The sequence below is a fragment of the Nocardia sp. 149-1B genome (assembly GCF_057747975.1).
The window spans coordinates 3,146,225-3,163,809 of sequence record NZ_CM173233.1; the positions used below are offsets into that span (position 1 = coordinate 3,146,225).

Genomic DNA, 17,585 nt, shown 5'->3' on the forward strand with positions numbered 1-17,585 from the left:
CCCAGTGAGTGCAGAGGACACAGCAGATGTACTTCACCGATCGCGGCATCGAGGAGCTCGAGAAGCGCCGGGGTGACGAGGAGGTCACCCTGGCCTGGCTCGCCGAGCGCCTGCAGGAGTTCACCGACACCCACCCGGAGTTCGAGACAGCCGTCGAGCGGTTCGCGACCTGGCTCGCCCGGCTCGACGACCCCGAGGACTGAGCGGGGACGCGCCAGCGGATCCGCTGATGGTGGTCGAGCGAGGGGCGCGACCGAGCTCGCGAGGTCGGGACCGTCGTGTCGAGACCCAGTCCGTTGACGCGCGAGATCCAACCCGTCTCGAACCGGCATCGTCCGGGTTCCCTCTGTCGGCGGGCTGCGGCAGGATGCGGGCATGGCCGAGCCGACGACCGACCCCCGCCCCCACGCCACCGACTATCCGCCGGCACCGTGGCACATGGTGGGTCAGCTGTGGCTCTCCCTGTTCCGGGTGCGTGAGGCGGTCGACGAGCTGCGCCCTGCCGGCATCTACGGCGTCGCCTGGGTCAGCTACGAGCCCGGCAGCCCGTTGACCTACTCCGAGCTGCTCGTCGCCCGTCCGATCAGCACCGACGCCCACGGTCGGCGGGTGAGCATCACCGACATCTGGGTCGACTCCGCGGCCTCGGTCGCCGGTGGTCGCGAGCTGTGGGCGATCCCCAAGGGTCTGTGCGACTTCGAGCTCGAGAGCGTCCGTCGCGGCCCGCTCTCGACCACCGAGTGGTCGGCGTCGCTCGGGCGCAGCCCGATCGCGAGTGCGACCTTCAGCGACGTGTCGAAGGCCGCGGTGCGGGTGCCGTTCAAGGGCGGGACCTGGCAGCCAGGCATCGCCGACACCGCCGGCGAGGAGCGCACCGCCACACTCCAGGGCTCGGCGAAGGCGCTGCCGTGTCGCGGCCGCTGGGACTTCGCCGCCGACGGCCCGCTGGGCTGGCTGCGCGGCGCCCGCCAGCTCGCGTCGTTCCGTCAGGCCGACTTCCGGATGTCCTTCGGCTGAGCCGCGGTCGAGGCCCGTGCCACGCCGCGTGGAGCCGGCGACCGGCGTCGTGCGCCGGCTGAGTGCGATCGCGCTCGCGCTGCCGGACGCCTACGAGGAGGACGCCTGGACCGGGGTGCGCTGGCGGGTGCGTGCGAAGACGTTCGCCCACGTGATGGTCGCCCAGGAGGGCTACGAGTCGGCCTACCGCGACATCACCGGTGACCCCGAGCCGCGCACCGTCCTCACGTTCCACGCCGCCGGCGACGAGCTGCTGGCGCTCACCCACGCGGGACTGCCGTTCTACAAGCCTCCGTGGTCGGCCACCATCGTCGGACTGGTCGTCGACGAGGGCACCGACTGGACCGAGGTGAGCGAGCTCGTCACCGAGAGCTTCCGCTGCTGCGCACCGCAGAAGCTCGTGCGCCTCCTCGACGCCCCGCCGGCCGGAACGTGAATCGGCACGGCGCGGCCCCAGGAGCTGCCGCTGCGTGAGGGCGACTCCGGGGCCATGCCGCGCTGCTCTCGAGGTGCCCGGTCCCACCCACGCTCGAACTCACCCGATCGGGTGGAGTTTCACTCCGCCGACGTCGAGGGCGTCGACGGAGGCGTCGGCTGGTGCTCCGCTGCGGCCCTGCGGGCCGAGTCCCGGATCTCGAACACCTCGGTGGCGAAGCCGCCGACAACGGACGCGACGTCCCGGACGGCTCCGGTGACGATGGTCGCGACCTGACCGACGGTCGAGGCGGCCGCCTCGACCGTGCCCTGGACGGCGTCCTTGCGGATCTCGGACTTGCTCAGGCGGTCGCGCATGGCACCATGCGATCACACGCGTGGCGGCCACCACTAGTGGTTGCCGCCGTTGGTTCATCTGGGGTAGCCGTCGAACAGGCGCGTGCATCGCAAGGCGCCGGAGCGAGGGGCATACCGGGTCGTCTGTCGAGCGACGGCAACGCCGCGAGGTGCGTGCCTGGGCGGCGGGGACCCCCGACGAACCGACGGTGGGGACCACTAGCCTGACGGCATGCCTGGTGAGGCGGCCGAGCTCGAGCCGATGTCGCGCGTCGCGCGCAAGGAGCGCACCCGGCGCGCGATCCTCGACGCCGCGCTCGAGCTCTCCTCCGAGAGCACCATGGCGGCCCTGTCCCTGCGCCAGGTCACCAAGCAGGTCGGGATCGTGCCGACCGCGTTCTACCGGCACTTCGACTCGGTCGAGGCGCTCGGGGTCGCGCTGGTCGCGGAGTCGTTCGTGTCCCTGCGCACGATGCTGCGCGACATCCGCCAGGGCGACCCCGCCCTGGCCGACATCGTCGACCGGTCGATCACCATCCTCGTCGACCACGTCCACCACCGGCACGCGCACTTCGCTTTCATCGCGCGCGAGCGGGCCGCCGGGCCACCGGCGGTGCGCCACGCGATCCACGAGGAGATCGAGAGGTTCGAGCACGAGCTGGCGGCCGACCTCTCCCGGCTCCCGGGCACCGACGTGTGGTCGGCCCGGGACCTGGAGGTGCTCTCCAACCTGATCGTCACCGCGATGGTCGCGACGGCGGAGGCGATCCTGGGCGCGGCCGGGGACCCCGACGCCGAGCGGAGGCTGGTCGAGCAGGCCCAGCTGCAGCTGCGGATGGTGCTGATCGGCGCGCTGAGCTGGCGCTCCGAGCGGTAGTGCGGCTACCCCGCGGGCCGGACGACGACCTCGGGGATCGTGGCGTCGCGGGGCAGGTCGAGCAGGTGCAGGATCGCGTCGGCCACCGTCTCCGGGCGGATCCACTGCGCGGCGTCGTACTCCTTGCCCTCCTGGCGATGCACCTTCTCCTGCATCGGCGTGGCGGTGCGGCCGGGGAACACCGTGCTCACCCGCACCCCGTGCCCGGCCTCCTCGCCGCGCAGCGAGTCGGCCAGCGCCCGCAGCCCGTGCTTGGAGGCGGCGTACGCCGACCAGCCGGGGTGGGCGGAGAGGCCCGCGCCGGAGTTGACGAACACGACCGTGCCGCGGGCCGCGCGCAGGGCGGGCAGCACGACGCGGGTGAGCGCGGCCGGCGCGACCAGGTTGACCCGCAGCTGCGAGGCCCAGTCGTCGATCGAGAGGTCCGCGACCGTCCCGAGCTCGACCGCGCCCGCGGCATGGACCACGGAGTCGAGCTGCCCGGGGAGCTCCAGCGACTCCACCGACTCCGGCCAGCCGAGGTCGGCGACCAGCACCTCGGCGCCGGCGTACGCCGCCCGCAGCTCGGCCGCCCGCTCCTCCGAGCGGGCCAGCAGCACGAGGTCGTCGCCCCGCTCGTGCAGCCGCCGGGCGAGCGCCGAGCCGATGCCCGACCCCGCGCCGGTGAGCAGGTGGATCATCGGGTGAAGACGATCTTGCCGAACTGCTCGCCCCCGAGCATCGCGGCGAACCCGTCCCGCGCCTGCTCCATCGGCAGCGTCCGGTCGATCAGCGGGCGCACCCCGGTCGCGTCGAGCATCGTGACCAGCGCCGCGAGCTCGTCGCGCGTGCCCATGGTCGAGCCGACCACGCTCAGCTGCAGGAAGAAGATCCGGGTGAGCTCGGCGTCGTCGAGGTTCGGCCCGGAGGTGGTGCCGGAGGTGACGATCCGTCCACCGGGACGCAGCGCACGGATCGAGTGCGACCAGGTGGCCCGCCCGACGGTCTCGATCACCGCATCGACCTTCACCGGCAGCCGGGCGCCGGACTCGAAGGCCTCGTGGGCGCCGAGCTCGAGCGCCCGGGCGCGCTTGGCCTCGTCGCGGCTGGTGACCAGCACCCGCAGACCCGCCGCCCGGCCGAGCACGATCGCTGCGGTGGCGACCCCGCCGCCCGCGCCCTGCACGAGCACGGTCTCACCGGCGTGCAGCTGACCGCGGGTGAACAGCATCCGGTAGGCCGTGAGCCAGGCGGTCGGGAGGCACGCGGCCTCCTCGAACGACAGCGACGCCGGCTTGGGGACGACGTTGCGCCGCGGCACCGCGACCTTCTCGGCCAGCGTGCCCTGGTAGCGCTCGGACAGCAGCGAGCGCCTCGGGTCGAGGGTCTCGTCGCCGGTCCAGGACGGGTCGCTGATCACGGCGTGGACGACGACCTCGTTGCCGTCCTCGTCGTAGCCCGCCGCGTCGCAGCCGAGGATCATCGGCAGCGCCTCCTCGCGCAGGCCGACGCCACGCAGCGAGAACAGGTCGTGGTGGTTGAGCGAGGCGGCCTTGACGGTCACGGTCGTCCACCCATCGGGGACCCCTGCCTCCGCGGGATCGGGACGCTCCCCCACCTGGAGCGCGGAGAGCGGGTCTTCCTTGGAGAAGCGGTCGGCGTAGACAGCGAGCATTGCTCGAACCTACCGAGGTCTAGCGGCGAGCCACACCGTCGCGGCGTGCGGCGTCGGCCACAGCGGCCGATACCGCCGGCCCGACCCGGGGATCGAACGGCGAGGGGATCACGTAGTCCTCGGCCAGGTCGGCGCCCACGAGCTCGGCGAGCGCCCGAGCCGCCGCGAGCTTCATGCCCTCGGTGATAGCGGTGGCGTGCACGTCGAACGCGCCCCGGAAGATGCCCGGGAAGGCCAGCACGTTGTTGATCTGGTTGGGGAAGTCCGAGCGCCCGGTCGCCACGACCCGGGCGTGGCGGTGCGCGACCTCCGGGTGCACCTCCGGGTGCGGGTTGGCCATCGCGAAGATGATCGCGTCGGAGGCCATCCGGGCCACGTCCTCCTCGGGCACCGTGCCGCCGGAGACGCCGAGGTAGACGTCGGCGCCGTCGAGGGCGTCCGCGAGGCTGCCGGTGCGGCCGGTCTTGTCGGCGGTCATCTCGGCCAGCTCGCGCTTGACCGGCGTCAGGTCGCTGCGGCTGGAGTGCACGATGCCCTTGCGGTCGGTGACCGCGAGGTCCTCGATGCCGGCCTCGAGCAGGATCTTCGCGATCGCGACGCCGGCAGCACCCGCACCCGAGATCACGACGCGGGTGGTGGCCGCGTCGCGGCCGGTGAGGGTCAGCGCGTTCCACAGCGCGGCCAGCGCGACGACCGCCGTGCCGTGCTGGTCGTCGTGGAAGACCGGGATGTCGAGCATGGCCTTGAGCCGCGTCTCGATCTCGAAGCAGCGGGGCGCCGAGATGTCCTCGAGGTTGATGCCGCCGAAGCTCGGGGCGAGCCGCGCCACGGTCTCGATGATCTCCTCGACGTCGGTGGTCGCCAGGCAGATCGGGACGGCGTCGACCCCGCCGAACTGCTTGAAGAGCACCGCCTTGCCCTCCATCACGGGCATCGCGGCCGCGGGCCCGATGTCGCCGAGGCCGAGAACGGCGGTGCCGTCGGAGACGACCGCGACGGTGTTCGGCACCCACGTGTAGACCTGCGTCAGCGAGGGGTCCTCGGCGATCGCCTCGCACACCCGAGCCACGCCGGGCGTGTAGGCCAGCGACAGGTGGTCGGGACCGTCGAGCGCGACGGTGGAGTGGACCGCCATCTTGCCGCCGACGTGGAGGTCGAACACGGGGTCGCCGGCGTACGGATGGGGGCTCGCGGACTCTGCTTCGGCCATGACCTTGATCTGACTTTCGAAAGTGGGGACGGCGGTGGGGGAAGGCCCGGCTCGACGCGCAGGGGTGGTGCGCGGAACCACGGTCCTCGGGTTCTCCGGCGGCCAGTCTCGCACAGCGTCACAGACGTCGCGGTCGGGGCCAGATCCTGGCGACCGTGACCGCGATCACGTCGGCGTCAGGCACCACCCCGCGGTGACGGGAGTCGACACCCACCGCCGCGTTGTCGCTCAGCAGCCACCACCCGGGCGATCCGGACGTCGTCGTACGCCGCTCGGTCGCGCGCTTCACCACGACCGTGCCGTCCGCCAGCCGCGCGACGACGATCGCACCCGGCCGCGGTGTCCGGCGGTAGGACACCAGGAGCCGGTCACCGGGCGCCAGCAGGGGCGTCATCGAGGCGCCCCGCACCACGGCGAACCCCCAGCGGGCCGACCAGCGGGCGGGCCTGCCGGAGGGCCGTTCCACGGCGGAAGACGCGTCTCGTCGTGGTTCTCGCACGCGGAGTAGTGTCGCAGTCGACCCCTTCAGGACCACGTCAGAACAACTCCACGACGAGAGGAACCGCATGTTTGCGCGTCTGTTCGCCCCCACCCTCGAGGTCTCTGCCCACTGCGACCTTCCCTGCGGCGTGTACGACCCGGCCCAGGCTCGGATCGAGGCGGAGTCGATCAAGGCCATCATCGCCAAGGTCGCCGACAACGACGACCCGGACTTCCGCACCCGCGCGATCCTGATCAAGGAGCAGCGCTCCGAGCTGGTCAAGCACCACCTGTGGGTGCTGTGGACCGACTACTTCAAGCCCCCGCACTTCGAGAAGTACCCCCAGCTGCACACGCTGGTGAACGAGGCGACCAAGCTGGCCGGCGCGTCCGGCACCAAGGGCGAGCTCGACGCCGGCAAGGCCGACGAGCTGCTCGCGAAGATCGACGAGATCGCCGAGATCTTCTGGGAGACCAAGAAGGCTTGAGCGAAGCGAAAGCCTTCGCGGTCTCAAGCGTGACTGAGCGAAGCGAAGTCGCGACCGTCAAGAAGGCTTGAGCGCAGCGCCACGGCGCGGTTAGTAGGGACCGGCCCCGGGTACGACACCGGGGGGCCGGTCCCTACTAGTCTTCGGGCCAGTCCCGGGCACCGCCCAGTCCAGACTTCCCATTCCGAAGGACGGCGACATGTCATCGATCGGCGCACAGGCCGGCACGGCCACGAGTCATGGCGACGAGCGGGCCGACGTCGAGCTGCGGCTGCCTGCGGACAGTGCCTACGCATCGGTCCTGCGCACCACCACCGCGGGGCTGGCCGCGCGGCTCGACTTCCCCATCGACGACATCGAAGACCTGCGGATCGCGGTCGGCGAGGCCAGCGCGATGGTGCTGCCCGAGGCACGCCCGGACTCCGACCTGGTCTGCCGTTTCTTCATGAACCCCGGCGAGCTGACCATCCGGGTCGGCGTCGAGGTCGACCACGAGGTCGTGCCCGACGAGGACAGCTTCGCCTGGCAGGTGCTCACCACGCTGGCGACCGGAGCCGTCGCCGAGACCTCCGACGGTGTCTTCGCGATCTCGGTGACCATGGAGTCCGGGTTGCCCGAGTCCGGATTCTAGAGATGGTCGCGACGGGGGACGACGACATCGATCTCGACGCCCCGACGGGGGTCGAGCTCACCCGGCGCCGCAGCGCCGAGCTGTTCGCGGTGTTCCGCGACGAGGAGGCCTCCGCGGCGACTCGCGACGCGGCTCGCGAGGACCTGGTGCACCTGCACCTGCCGCTGGTCGAGCACTGCGCGCGCCGCTTCCGCAACCGCGGCGAGCCGCTCGAGGACCTGGTCCAGGTCGGCACGATCGGCCTGATCAAGTCCGTCGACCGGTTCGACTCCGACCGGGGCGTGGAGTTCTCGACGTATGCCACCCCGACGATCATCGGGGAGATCAAGCGCTACTTCCGCGACAAGGGCTGGGCGATCCGGGTGCCGCGCCGGCTCCAGGAGCTGCGCATGCAGATCGGGTCGGCGACGGCAGAGCTCACCCAGTCGCTCGGCCGCTCCCCGACCCCCCGCGAGCTCGCGTCGGCCATCGGCTGCAGCGTGGAGGAGATCGTGGAGGGCATCGAGTCCAGCAACGCCTACTCCACGCTGTCCCTGGACGCGACCGACGACGGTGACGACAGCGCGGCGACCATGCTCGACGCGATCGGGATCGACGACGAGGGCCTCGAGCACGTCGAGATCCGCGAGTCGATCAAGCCGCTGCTCGACCGGCTCGAGCCGCGGGAGAAGAAGATCCTGCTGCTGAGGTTCTTCAAGAACATGACGCAGTCGCAGATCGCCGACGAGATCGGCGTCTCGCAGATGCACGTCTCCCGGCTGCTCAACCGCACCCTGGAACAGCTCCGGACGTCCCTGGAGGAGTCCGTCTAGGCACCCGCCCGGAGGACTGTCCAGACGACGTCAGTCCGGGTCGTGGTCGGACAGTGCGTCCACGCTGGACGGGGCCAGGATCCCGGCGAGCACGATCAGGGCGGCCACCGCAAGACCGATCGCGACCAGCGTGGTGTCGCCGCCGCGGAAGCTCCAGGCCAGGCCGAGCTGGATCAGCTGCGCCAGCACGATCGGGCTGCGTGCCCAGGACCGGCCCCGGGTGACCTCGCGCGCGCAGACCAGCAGCAGAGCGCCGTACGCCGCGAAGAACACGGCGGTCGTGACCGCCACCGCAACCCGGTCCGAGGACACGTTGGCCAGCTCCAGCACCGCGTAGCCGACGAGCAGCACCCCTTCGATCGCCACGATAGAAGCCGCGGCGATCAGTGGTGCCGGCTTGGGCGAACGGCGTAGAGTCACGCAGGGAGCCTAGAAGAGACCCTGAGGCACCCGCGTTGCGGCTGGCACATGTGACTGCTGTGACGAAACCGACCGCGGGCAGGTCTTGTTTAACGGTCCAAAGGTTGCCACCCTTGGTGGGCGCTCGTGAATGCGTTCACTTCGCTGTGCCCGCGGGCACCGCAGGTCTTGTCTGCCCCTGACCTGCACGATCATTGTAGGAAAGAGGGATTCCCCAGCCATGGATTGGCGCCACCGTTCGGCCTGCCTCGACGAGGACCCGGAGCTGTTCTTCCCGATCGGCAACACCGGTCCGGCCATCCTCCAGATCGAGGAGGCCAAGCAGGTCTGTCGACGCTGCGAGGTGCGCGAGCAATGCCTGGCCTGGGCCCTCGAGGCCGGACAGGACCACGGCGTCTGGGGCGGTCTCAGCGAGGACGAGCGGCGCGCTCTGAAGCGCCGCAACGCCCGCGCCCGCGTCCGGACCGCCTGAGGGCTGGTGTCGCACTAGTCCAGGGGGAAGTCGAGCGCCGCACGCGTGCCGATGCCCGAGGGACCGGGTCCCAGCTCGAGCTGACCGCCGAGCTCGGACTCCACGAGCGTGCGGACGATCGAGAGACCCAGGTTGGTCGAGGAGTCCAGGTCGAAGCCCGGGGGTAGGCCGCGACCGTCGTCGTCGACGCTCACGTGGATCCGGCCCACCAGCCGGCGCACGCTGATCCGGATCTCGCCGGTCACGTCGGGGTCCGCGCCGTGGTAGCCGTGCTCGACGGCGTTCTGCAGCACCTCGGTGAGCACCATTGCGAGCGCCGTCGCGGTCTCCGAGCGCAGGATCCCGAACGAGCCGTTGCGGACCACGCGCACCCGGCTGCCGAGCGCGCTCACGTCGGTGACCATCCGGCCCAGCGGGTCCATGATGTCGTCGAAGTCGACCCGCTCCTCCACGGCCTGGCTCAGCGTCTCGTGCACGATCGCGATCGAGCCCACCCGGCGGACCGCCTCCTCCAGGGCGAGCCGGGCGGCCTCGGAGTCCATCCGGCGCGCCTGGAGCCGCAGCAGCGCCGCAACGGTCTGCAGGTTGTTCTTCACCCGGTGGTGGATCTCGCGGATCGTGGCGTCCTTGGTGACCAGCTCGCGATCGCGACGCCGCAGGTCGGTGACGTCGCGGACCAGGATCAGCGCACCGATGTGCTCGCCGTGTGGGCGCAGCGGGATGGCGCGCACGATCAGCGACACCGTGTCGGTGCCAATCTCGGTGTCCCGGTAGGCCCGGCCCCCGAGCACCGCGCTCAGCGTCTCCTCGTCGGGGCGCCGGCGCGGCGGCACCAGGTCGCGCGTGAGCTGCGCGAGAGAGACGCCGGCGAGGTCGCCCGCGAGCCCCAGCCGTCGGTAGACCGACAGCGCGTTCGGGCTGGCGTACTCCACCCGGCCGGTGACGTCGACCCGGAGGAACCCGTCCCCCACACGCGGCGAGTCGGCGTGGTCGCTGCGCTGGCCGGTCGCCGGGAAGTAGCCGTTGGCGATCATCTGGGTCAGGTCGGCGGCGCTCTGCAGGTAGGAGAGCTCGAGGCGGCTCGGCGTGCGGACACCGAGCAGGTTGGTGTTGCGCGCCACGACGGCGATCACCCGTCCGGCACGACGCACGGGGATCGTCTCCACCCGGACCGGCACGTCGTCGCGCCACTCCGGGTCGCCCTCGCGCACCAGCCGGCCCTGGGCGTACGCCGCGTCGATCAGCGGCCGCCGGCCGACCGGCACGAACGTGCCGATCACGTCGTCGACGTACGCCGTGGGCCCGGTGGTGGGCCGCATCTGGCCGGCCGCCCAGTAGCCCTTCTCCTCGCGGTCGGGCAGCCACAGCACGAGGTCCGCGAACGACAGGTCGGCGATGATCTGCCAGTCCGCCTGGAGCAGCTGCAACCAGGCGACGTCCTGGTCGTCGAGATCGGTGTGGCTGCGCACCAGTTCAGCGAGGGTCGGCACGCTCGCAAGACTAGGGCTCGGACGCTCGCCCTGGACCGCCGGTGGACGTCTCGCCGACCTTTGGCAGGATGGGGTCTATGTCCGGGTCATACTGGCGACAGGTGCACGCAGACGGGCTCGCGGTCCCGTCGGACCGGCCGCTCGACGACCTGACCGCCGAACTCACACGCATGCTCGGCGACCCCGATCCCGCGACGCGAGACGGTACGGCGTACCCCACGCTCACGACGTGGCTGGACCGCGGGGTCTACGACGACCTGCTGGCCGGCCTCGGCGACGGCATGGCGGTCGGTCTGCTCGCCGGTCTCGGCGAGCAGGACACCGACTCGGTGTTCCGGCGCAGCTTCTCCGCCCTCGTCCTGGGCGACTGCATCGCCCGCGACAACCAGCGGCCGCTGCTGCCGGGCGGCAAGATCCTCGAGTGGGGCGACCGGATCGCGACCTGGCTGCTCCGCGAGCGCGACCTGCGCGGCTACGTCCCGGGCAAGGGCTGGGCGCATGCGGTCGCGCACGGGGCCGATGCCCTGGCGATCCTCGCGAGCTCCCCCCACCTGGCCACCCCCGAGCTCACCGTGCTCCTCGACGTGGTGGCCGACCGGGTGCTGCTCCCGGTCGACCGGCTGTTCACCGCGGGCGAGCCCGACCGCCTCGCGCACGCCACGATGAACGTGCTGCGCCGCAACGTGGTGCCCCTGCGCGTGCTGGAGCCGTGGATCGCGCGGCTCGCCAGTGCGGCCGGCACGCGGTCGTCGTACGACGACCGCGACCCCTATCTGGTCGGCGGCAACGCCGAGGCGTTCCTCCGCGCGCTCTACCTGCAGCTCTCGCTGGGGGGCCGTCCGCCCCAGGTGCGCTCGGACCTGCTGCTGGTCGTGCTCGACGCACTGAAGTCGACGAACGCCGCCTTCCTCGCGCCTACGGGTGAGTAACCTTCGGGCATGTCCACGGAAGCCAACGGCCCCGAGCTGAGCGACGCAGACCTCTCCGGCACCGACAGCGACGGCACCGAGCTGACCGGCCACGCCGGCGAGCTCGCCGTCGCCGTGGCCCAGGCGCACGGCGTCGAGACCATGTTCACGCTGTCCGGAGCGCACGTGTTCCCGCTCTACGACGGCGCCGTGAAGTCGGCGACGCCGCTGCGACTGCTCGACGTGCGCCACGAGCAGACCGCGGCGTTCGCCGCCGAGGCGACCGGCAAGCTGACCCGGGTGCCCGGGCTGGCGGTCCTCACCGCCGGTCCCGGGGTCACCAACGGGCTGAGCGCGGTGGCGCAGGCCCAGTTCGCCGGATCACCCATGGTCGTGGTCGGTGGCCGCGCCCCGCAGGGGCGGTGGGGCACCGGCGCCCTGCAGGAGCTCGACCAGCCCCCGATCTTCGCGCCGGTCTCCAAACTGGCCCGCACGATCCCGACGGCCGACGCGGTGCTCGACGGCATGCACCAGGCGTTCGTGACCGCCGGCTCGCCGCACCGCGGCCCGGTGTTCGTCGACGTGCCCATGGACGAGCTGTTCAACAGCGCGAGCGGTCCGCTCCCCCGGGCCGGCCGCGTGCGCGGCGCCGACCCCGACCCCGACGCGCTCACCGAGGTCGCGGAGCTGCTCGCCGCGGCGTCGCACCCGGTGCTGATCCTCGGCACCGACGTGTGGGCCGACCACGCCGAGGAGGCCGCGCTGCGCTTCGTCGAGGCCGTCGGCGTGCCGACGATCACCAACGGCATGGGCCGCGGAGTGGTCCCCGGCGGCCACCCGCTGCTGGTCACCAAGGCGCGCAGTCAGGCGCTGAGCGGCAGCGACCTCGTCGTCGTCGTCGGCACCCCGTTGGACTTCCGGCTCGGCTACGGCGTCTTCGGCGGCGCCAACGACTCCCCCGCGGCCCAGGTCGTGCACGTCGCGGACTCCCCCGGCCAGGTCTCCGGCCACGCCGAGCTCGCCGCGTCGCTCTCCGGTGACCTCAGCACGATCTTCGACGGGCTGCTGGCCGGCATCGAGCAGGTGGTCCGCCGTCCCGACTGGTCCGCGTGGGTCACCGACCTGCAGGCCGGGGTCGCCGCGGCCGTGAAGCGCGACGCCGCGCTGCTGGGCGCCGAGGCCGACCCGATCCACCCCGCACGGATCTACGGCGAGCTCGTGCCCCGGCTGGCCGAGGACGCCGTCGTCATCGGTGACGGCGGCGACTTCGTCAGCTTCGCCGGCAAGTTCGTCGAGCCCAAGCGCCCCGGCGGCTGGCTCGACCCCGGGCCCTACGGCTGCCTCGGCGCCGGTCTCGGCGCCGCGATCGCGGCTCGCCTGGCCCGGCCGTCGGCCCAGGTGGTGCTGCTGCTGGGCGACGGCGCTGCCGGGTTCTCGCTGATGGACGTCGACACCCTGGTCCGGCACAACCTGCCCGTGGTGATGGTCATGGGCAACAACTCCGCGTGGGGCCTGGAGAAGGGCCCGATGCAGATGCTCTACGGCTACGACGTGATCGCGGACCTCGCACCCCGCACGGCGTACGACCAGGTCGTGCGCGCGCTCGGCGGCGCCGGCGAGACCGTCACCGACCCTCGCGAGGTCGGTCCGGCCCTCGACCGGGCGTTCGCCTCCGGCGTCCCCTACCTGGTCAACGTGATCACCGACGTCACCGCGACCTACCCCCGGAACAGCTTCGGTGTCTGAGGTCCGCCTGCGGCGTGCCGAGGCCGGCGACCTGCCGACCGTCGGGGAGGTGACGGTCGCGGCGTACGGCGAGTTCACCCACGGCCCGGCCGACCCGTACGTCGAGCGCCTGCGCGACGCCGCGGCCCGCCATCGCGAGGCGGAGCTGTGGGTCGCCGAGCTGGACGGCGCCGTCGTCGGCACGGTGACGATCGCGCCGGAAGGATCGCCGTGGCGCGAGATCGCCGAGCCGGGCGAGGGCGAGTTCCGGATGCTGGCGGTCGCGCCGTCCGCCCGCCGGCGCGGTGTCGGTGAGGCCCTCATGCAGCTCGTGCTCGACCGGTTCCGCGAGCTCGGCTCCCCGGCGATCGTGCTCTCCAGCCTCGCGGAGATGACGGCCGCGCACCGGGTCTACGAACGGCTCGGCTTCCGCCGGCTGCCTGCCCGCGACTGGTCCCCCATCCCCGGGGTCGACCTGATCGCCTACCGGTTGGAGCTCTGATGGAGGCCACCCTGCGGTTCACGGTCACCGACGCGGACACCGCCGCTGCGGTCGGGTCGGGCAGCCTGCCGGTGCTCGGCACGCCGCGGCTGCTGGCTTGGCTCGAGGCCGCCACGTGCGCGGCGATCGACCCGACCCTCGCCGAGGGGTCGACGAGCGTCGGCACCCGCGTCGAGGTCGAGCACCTGGCCGCGAGCGCGGTCGGCCAGGAGGTCGAGGTCACCGCGTCGTCGTCGTACGTCGACGGCCGACTGGTCCGGTTCACCGTGGCCGCGCGCAACCTGGGCCCCGGCGGGCCCGGCAAGGTCGTCGCCACCGGCGAGATCACCCGGGTGGTCGTCGACGCGGAGCGGTTCTTGAGCCGGCTCTGACGCGGACCCGATTAGCGCCTCGGCCGCGGGTTTGAGAGACTAGGCGTTGGCCCCTGACCGGGCCAGGACCGTCCGATCAGGAGGAAACCATGGGCAAGACCGGCCGCAAGCGCCGTGCTCGCAAGAAGAAGGGCGCGAACCACGGCAAGCGCCCCAACGCCTGAGCGCAGTCGACGTCGTCGACCACTCGACAGAGTGCAACGAACCCCCGAACCTTCACGGCTCGGGGGTTCTGTGCGTTCAGGCGGCTGTCGTGGCCAGCTGGATGATCCGATCTCGACACGCCGGTCGCGGCTTCGTCCCTCAGCCGCGCGGCTCGCTCGATCACCATCAGCGAGTCCGCTGACGCGTCCTCGCTAGCCCTCGCGGATCTGCACCTGGACCTCACGGATCCGGAGCATCACCCGCTGGCGCAGCTCGTCGGGCGCCGACTCCGAGCACGACCGGGCGACCACGGCCTTGACCGTGCGCTGCAGGTCGTACTTCTCCAGGCAGGGGCTGCAGCTGTCGAGGTGGAGGCGTACGGCGGAGCAGTCGCCCTCGTCGAGCTCGTTGTCGAGGAAGTAGACGATCCGCTCGAGGTAGTCGGCGCAGTCGGCCGGCGACGGATCGGACCCGTGCTGGTGACCCATCACGCACCACCCTCCGGAGTGCCGCGACCGACGGTCAGCAGGTCGTTGTCGCGGACGTAGTCCGACAGCATGTCGCGCAGCTGTCGCCGGCCGCGGTGCAGCCGGGACATCACGGTGCCGATCGGGGTCTCCATGATCTCGGCGATCTCCTTGTAGGCGAAGCCCTCGACGTCGGCGAGGTAGACCGCGAGGCGGAACTCCTCGGGCAGCCGCTGGAGGGCGTCCTTGACCTGGGAGTCGGGGAGGTGCTCGAGCGCCTCCATCTCCGCCGACCGCAGGCCGGTCGAAGAGTGCGACTCGGCACGGTGCAGCTGCCAGTCCTCGACGTCCTCGGACATCGACTGCTGCGGCTGGCGCTGCTTCTTGCGGTAGGTGTTGATGAAGGTGTTGGTGAGGATGCGGTAGAGCCACGCCTTGAGGTTGGTGCCCGGGCGGAACTGGTGGAAGGAGGAGTACGCCTTCGCGAACGTCTCCTGGACCAGGTCCTCGGCATCGGCGGGATTGCGCGTCATCCGCATCGCCGCGGAGTACAGCTGGTCGAGGAACGGCAGCGCCTCGCGCTCGAAGCGCGCGGAGCGGTCCGCCTCGGTCTCGGTATCGACGTCCACCTCGGCATCGAGGGAGGACTCGAGGACGCCCTCGGGCGTCAGTGTGGGGTCAGTCATCGCATCCCAGACTAGCCCCGTGGCGGGTGGTTCGAGCACGGCCAGCATGGTGGGTGAACGCCTCAGGCGGGTCGGCCATTCCCCGGGGTGACGCCTGCCACCTCGCGGACGATCCACTCCAGGGCGCTCTCGACGATGATCTCCAGCGCCTCGGCCTGGGAGACGGGCCCCCGGGCCGGGACCTTGAGCCCGTGGTCGGCGCCCGGGACGACGCACAGGTCCACCCCGTCGGGAAACTCGTCCGGCCGGCCCATCGGGTCTCGCTCACCCTGGATCACCAGCGTGGGTACGCCGGCCTTCTCCAGCTCGTCGAGCCGCGACTTCTCGGGACGGCCGGGCGGGTGGAGCGGGAACGACAGCGCCAGGCAGCCGCTCGCGGCGAGGGTCCGCGCGCAGCGGGCGGCCGACCGCGCACCGGCAGACCGGCCGCCGAGGACCAGCGGGGTGCGGGTGCGCAGCCGGTTGGCGGCGGCGATCAGCGCGGCGTCGAGGGTGGCCGGTGGCGTCGCGATCCGGCGACCGGCGACCTTCCACGGCTGCTCGAGCCGCACGACCGTGACGCCGTTGCGCGGCAGGTGACGGGCGAGTGCCTCGAGGTCCGCGGTGTCGATCCCGTTGCCGGCGCCGTGGCTGAGCAGCACGGTCGCCACGGGCCGCCGCGCCTGGTCGACGACCAGCCGCGCCTCGCCGTACGGCGTGTCGACCCGCCGCTCGACCGGGCTCATGCGCCGGCCCCCTCTGCGGGCCCGTCGGTGGGCACGTCGGCGAGCACGTCAGCGGGCACGTCCTCCAGCGGCAGCGGCTCGAGGAGCTCCGGGCCGTTGTTGCGCACGTTGCTGACCAGCGTCGAGACGGGGTAGGCCTCGAGCTCTCCCGGCGCGGCGGGCACCAGGAGGTCGAGCAGGTGGTCCTGGGGCGCGGTCGGGTCCAGCCAGGCGCCCCAGCGCTCGCGCTCGACCATCAACGGCATCCGGTCATGGATGTGGCCCACGGCATCCTCCGCCTCGGTGGTGATCACGGTGCAGGTCCAGCGGAACCGGTCGGGGTCGTCCTCGGCCCTGGTCGGGTCCCGCCAGATCTCGTAGAGCCCGGCCATCGCGAGCACGCCGTGGTCGCGGGGACGGATGAAGAACGGTTGCTTGCGCGGCTTGCCCTTCGCGGTCAGCTCCTGGGTGGGGTACCACTCGAAGTAGCCGTCCGCCGGCAGCAGGCAGCGCCGCTTCGCGAACGCCCGCTTGTACGCCGGCTTCTCGGCCACCGTCTCCATCCGGGCGTTGATCATCCGGTTGCCGATCGAGGGGTCCTTCGCCCACGATGGCACGAGGCCCCAGGTGAGCACCCGCAGCTGGCGCTCGGGTGGCTCCTCGCTCTCGTGGGACTCTGCCGACGTCCTGGGAGGCCGCTCGACGACCGCGTAGACCTCCTTGGTCGGGGCGACGTTGTAGTCGGCCTCCAGCGGCGCCGGGATGCGGACGTCGGCGATGTCGAACTCCTCGACGAGGTCCTCGGGCCTACGGCTGGAGGCGTAGCGACCACACATGTCACGACCCTAGCCGGGCACGACGGAGTCGTGCACGGCGTGGGGCGGGAGGTTGAGCAAGGCTGCGACCGAGCCCGCGAGGTCGCAACGCCGCGTCGAAACCCAGTACCGCAGCGGACTCAGTTCCGGGATGACCCTCAGACCCGGGTGAGCTCGTCCAGCAGCCGACCGGCGGCCTCGTCGGAGTCGGGAAGCCCCTCGATCCAGACCCGGGTGTGCGGTACGGCGCTGCCGTCCAGCATCCGGCGCAGCAGGCCGACCCGCCGCCCGATCCGGTCGTCGCGGCCGGCGAGCACCACGACCCGGCCGGGAGCGACGTGCCCGATGGTCTCGGGTCCGGCGAACACGGTGCGGGCGGTGTCACCGAGCTGGGCGGTGCGCATCGCGCGGGTGAGGACGTCGTCGCGCCCCGACGTCGCGTCGGGCCACGGCGGTGCCGCCACGACGACCAGGGCGTGCGACTGGGAGACCGGTGCGCCGGCTCGCTGCTCACCCCGGTAGACGTCGGAGACCCGGGTGCGCAGGTGCGCGAGGCTGGCGAGCCCGGTGAGCGGGTCGGCGCAGGACAGTCCGTGCAGGTAGCCGAGGACCGCCTCGCTCCAGGCGACGGTGAGCGCGCGCGTGTCCGTGAAGCTCGGCTCGGTGCCGAGCACCAGCGCGGCCGTGCTGGCCAGGGCGGCGAGGCTCTCGTCGAGGGAAAGGCCGTCACGGGCGAGCAGGGCGCCGGCGACCTCGCACGCCGAGGCCGTGCCCGACCCCGAAGCAAGGGCCTCTCCGACTGCCTCGAAGCGCGGCGGCAGTGCCACACGCTGCTCCGGGGACAGCTCCCCCCTTGCTCCGGGGTCGGCCGTGGTGGCACGTCGCCTGCGCGTCGTGATCCGGCCCACGGTTGCTCCCCCTCGGTTGGTCTGTGGCGATGG

At 72.1% G+C, this 17,585-nt stretch carries 25 protein-coding genes; 13 read left to right on the plus strand and 12 right to left on the minus strand.

The annotated features are described in order from the left end of the window. Positions 1-26 precede the first annotated feature (26 nt). The 3 genes from AC3ANS_RS15020 to AC3ANS_RS15030 all read left to right on the plus strand — a co-directional run bounded on the left by AC3ANS_RS15020 (position 27) and on the right by AC3ANS_RS15030 (position 1,453). Entirely contained in the window at positions 27-203 is a 177-nt protein-coding gene (locus tag AC3ANS_RS15020; RefSeq protein WP_180936248.1) for a DUF6104 family protein, read from the plus strand. Between the two features lie 172 nt (positions 204-375). After that, a complete protein-coding gene (locus tag AC3ANS_RS15025) occupies positions 376-1,017 on the plus strand; it encodes an acetoacetate decarboxylase family protein (protein WP_488292388.1) in 642 nt (213 codons plus the stop codon). 16 nt (positions 1,018-1,033) lie between these two features. Beyond that, positions 1,034-1,453 (plus strand): MmcQ/YjbR family DNA-binding protein, encoded by a 420-nt coding sequence (locus AC3ANS_RS15030; RefSeq protein ID WP_488292389.1) that lies wholly within the window; start codon positions 1,034-1,036, stop codon positions 1,451-1,453. A 119-nt stretch (positions 1,454-1,572) separates the two neighbouring features. Here AC3ANS_RS15030 and AC3ANS_RS15035 read toward each other — a convergent pair whose 3' ends face one another. Further along, positions 1,573-1,809 (minus strand): hypothetical protein, encoded by a 237-nt coding sequence (locus tag AC3ANS_RS15035; protein ID WP_488292390.1) that lies wholly within the window; start codon positions 1,807-1,809, stop codon positions 1,573-1,575. Positions 1,810-2,020: 211 nt separating this feature from the next. Here AC3ANS_RS15035 and AC3ANS_RS15040 point away from each other — a divergent pair, with 211 nt between their 5' ends. After that, a complete protein-coding gene (locus AC3ANS_RS15040; protein WP_488292391.1) occupies positions 2,021-2,665 on the plus strand; it encodes a TetR family transcriptional regulator in 645 nt (214 codons plus the stop codon). Between the two features lie 5 nt (positions 2,666-2,670). On the opposite strand, the gene AC3ANS_RS15045 is transcribed toward AC3ANS_RS15040, so the two are convergent. The 4 genes from AC3ANS_RS15045 to AC3ANS_RS15060 form a co-directional block, all read right to left on the minus strand. Beyond that, positions 2,671-3,345, minus strand: a complete 675-nt coding sequence (locus AC3ANS_RS15045) for an SDR family oxidoreductase (RefSeq protein WP_488292392.1) — start codon at positions 3,343-3,345, stop codon at positions 2,671-2,673. Beyond that, positions 3,342-4,319 carry a zinc-binding dehydrogenase gene (locus tag AC3ANS_RS15050; protein WP_488292393.1) on the minus strand — a complete coding sequence of 326 codons (978 nt, stop codon included), beginning with the start codon at positions 4,317-4,319 and terminating at the stop codon, positions 3,342-3,344. The genes AC3ANS_RS15045 and AC3ANS_RS15050 overlap by 4 nt, the downstream gene beginning before the upstream one ends. A gap of 19 nt (positions 4,320-4,338) precedes the next feature. Then, complete coding sequence (locus tag AC3ANS_RS15055; RefSeq protein ID WP_488296506.1) at positions 4,339-5,538, minus strand: NAD(P)-dependent malic enzyme; 1,200 nt, start codon at positions 5,536-5,538, stop codon at positions 4,339-4,341. Between the two features lie 109 nt (positions 5,539-5,647). After that, the gene (locus tag AC3ANS_RS15060) at positions 5,648-5,995 is read right to left on the minus strand and encodes a S24/S26 family peptidase (protein WP_488292394.1); all 348 of its coding nucleotides are present in this window, start codon (positions 5,993-5,995) and stop codon (positions 5,648-5,650) included. A gap of 100 nt (positions 5,996-6,095) precedes the next feature. Here AC3ANS_RS15060 and sodN point away from each other — a divergent pair, with 100 nt between their 5' ends. The 3 genes from sodN (at position 6,096) to AC3ANS_RS15075 (ending at position 7,940) form a co-directional block, all read left to right on the plus strand. Beyond that, complete coding sequence (gene sodN, locus AC3ANS_RS15065) at positions 6,096-6,497, plus strand: superoxide dismutase, Ni (protein ID WP_284536237.1); 402 nt, start codon at positions 6,096-6,098, stop codon at positions 6,495-6,497. 199 nt (positions 6,498-6,696) lie between these two features. Beyond that, on the plus strand, positions 6,697-7,128 hold the full coding sequence (locus AC3ANS_RS15070) for an ATP-binding protein (protein ID WP_488292395.1): 432 nt from the start codon (positions 6,697-6,699) through the stop codon (positions 7,126-7,128). 2 nt (positions 7,129-7,130) lie between these two features. Further along, positions 7,131-7,940 (plus strand): RNA polymerase sigma factor SigF, encoded by an 810-nt coding sequence (locus AC3ANS_RS15075; RefSeq protein WP_488292396.1) that lies wholly within the window; start codon positions 7,131-7,133, stop codon positions 7,938-7,940. A 30-nt stretch (positions 7,941-7,970) separates the two neighbouring features. Here the strand turns inward: AC3ANS_RS15075 and AC3ANS_RS15080 are convergent, their stop codons facing one another. After that, positions 7,971-8,306 (minus strand): hypothetical protein, encoded by a 336-nt coding sequence (locus AC3ANS_RS15080; protein ID WP_488292397.1) that lies wholly within the window; start codon positions 8,304-8,306, stop codon positions 7,971-7,973. Positions 8,307-8,580: 274 nt separating this feature from the next. Here AC3ANS_RS15080 and AC3ANS_RS15085 point away from each other — a divergent pair, with 274 nt between their 5' ends. Continuing rightward, the gene (locus AC3ANS_RS15085) at positions 8,581-8,832 is read left to right on the plus strand and encodes a WhiB family transcriptional regulator (protein WP_011755173.1); all 252 of its coding nucleotides are present in this window, start codon (positions 8,581-8,583) and stop codon (positions 8,830-8,832) included. 14 nt (positions 8,833-8,846) lie between these two features. On the opposite strand, the gene AC3ANS_RS15090 is transcribed toward AC3ANS_RS15085, so the two are convergent. Continuing rightward, on the minus strand, positions 8,847-10,322 hold the full coding sequence (locus tag AC3ANS_RS15090; protein WP_488292398.1) for a sensor histidine kinase: 1,476 nt from the start codon (positions 10,320-10,322) through the stop codon (positions 8,847-8,849). A gap of 77 nt (positions 10,323-10,399) precedes the next feature. On the opposite strand from AC3ANS_RS15090, the gene AC3ANS_RS15095 reads away from it, so the two are divergent. The 5 genes from AC3ANS_RS15095 to AC3ANS_RS15115 all read left to right on the plus strand — a co-directional run bounded on the left by AC3ANS_RS15095 (position 10,400) and on the right by AC3ANS_RS15115 (position 13,992). Beyond that, entirely contained in the window at positions 10,400-11,251 is an 852-nt protein-coding gene (locus tag AC3ANS_RS15095) for a DUF2785 domain-containing protein (protein WP_488292399.1), read from the plus strand. Between the two features lie 9 nt (positions 11,252-11,260). Beyond that, entirely contained in the window at positions 11,261-12,976 is a 1,716-nt protein-coding gene (locus tag AC3ANS_RS15100; RefSeq protein ID WP_488292400.1) for an acetolactate synthase, read from the plus strand. Further along, positions 12,969-13,457, plus strand: coding sequence for a GNAT family N-acetyltransferase (locus tag AC3ANS_RS15105; RefSeq protein ID WP_488292401.1), 489 nt, complete (start codon positions 12,969-12,971; stop codon positions 13,455-13,457). Before AC3ANS_RS15100 ends, AC3ANS_RS15105 begins: the two co-directional genes overlap by 8 nt. Next, the gene (locus AC3ANS_RS15110; RefSeq protein ID WP_488292402.1) at positions 13,457-13,828 is read left to right on the plus strand and encodes a thioesterase family protein; all 372 of its coding nucleotides are present in this window, start codon (positions 13,457-13,459) and stop codon (positions 13,826-13,828) included. Before AC3ANS_RS15105 ends, AC3ANS_RS15110 begins: the two co-directional genes overlap by 1 nt. Before the next feature lie 89 nt (positions 13,829-13,917). Next, the gene (locus AC3ANS_RS15115) at positions 13,918-13,992 is read left to right on the plus strand and encodes a 50S ribosomal protein bL37 (protein ID WP_369759046.1); all 75 of its coding nucleotides are present in this window, start codon (positions 13,918-13,920) and stop codon (positions 13,990-13,992) included. 192 nt (positions 13,993-14,184) lie between these two features. On the opposite strand, the gene rsrA is transcribed toward AC3ANS_RS15115, so the two are convergent. From rsrA to AC3ANS_RS15140, 5 genes are all read right to left on the minus strand, one after another. Then, the gene (rsrA, locus tag AC3ANS_RS15120) at positions 14,185-14,460 is read right to left on the minus strand and encodes a mycothiol system anti-sigma-R factor (RefSeq protein WP_488292403.1); all 276 of its coding nucleotides are present in this window, start codon (positions 14,458-14,460) and stop codon (positions 14,185-14,187) included. After that, the gene (locus AC3ANS_RS15125) at positions 14,460-15,170 is read right to left on the minus strand and encodes a sigma-70 family RNA polymerase sigma factor (protein ID WP_488296507.1); all 711 of its coding nucleotides are present in this window, start codon (positions 15,168-15,170) and stop codon (positions 14,460-14,462) included. Before AC3ANS_RS15125 ends, rsrA begins: the two co-directional genes overlap by 1 nt. 17 nt (positions 15,171-15,187) lie before the next feature. Beyond that, a complete protein-coding gene (locus AC3ANS_RS15130) occupies positions 15,188-15,850 on the minus strand; it encodes an alpha/beta hydrolase family protein (protein WP_488292404.1) in 663 nt (220 codons plus the stop codon). Next, the gene (locus AC3ANS_RS15135; protein ID WP_488292405.1) at positions 15,847-16,665 is read right to left on the minus strand and encodes an SOS response-associated peptidase; all 819 of its coding nucleotides are present in this window, start codon (positions 16,663-16,665) and stop codon (positions 15,847-15,849) included. The genes AC3ANS_RS15130 and AC3ANS_RS15135 overlap by 4 nt, the downstream gene beginning before the upstream one ends. A 137-nt stretch (positions 16,666-16,802) precedes the next feature. Then, positions 16,803-17,471 carry a hypothetical protein gene (locus AC3ANS_RS15140; protein WP_488292406.1) on the minus strand — a complete coding sequence of 223 codons (669 nt, stop codon included), beginning with the start codon at positions 17,469-17,471 and terminating at the stop codon, positions 16,803-16,805. Positions 17,472-17,585 lie beyond the last annotated feature (114 nt).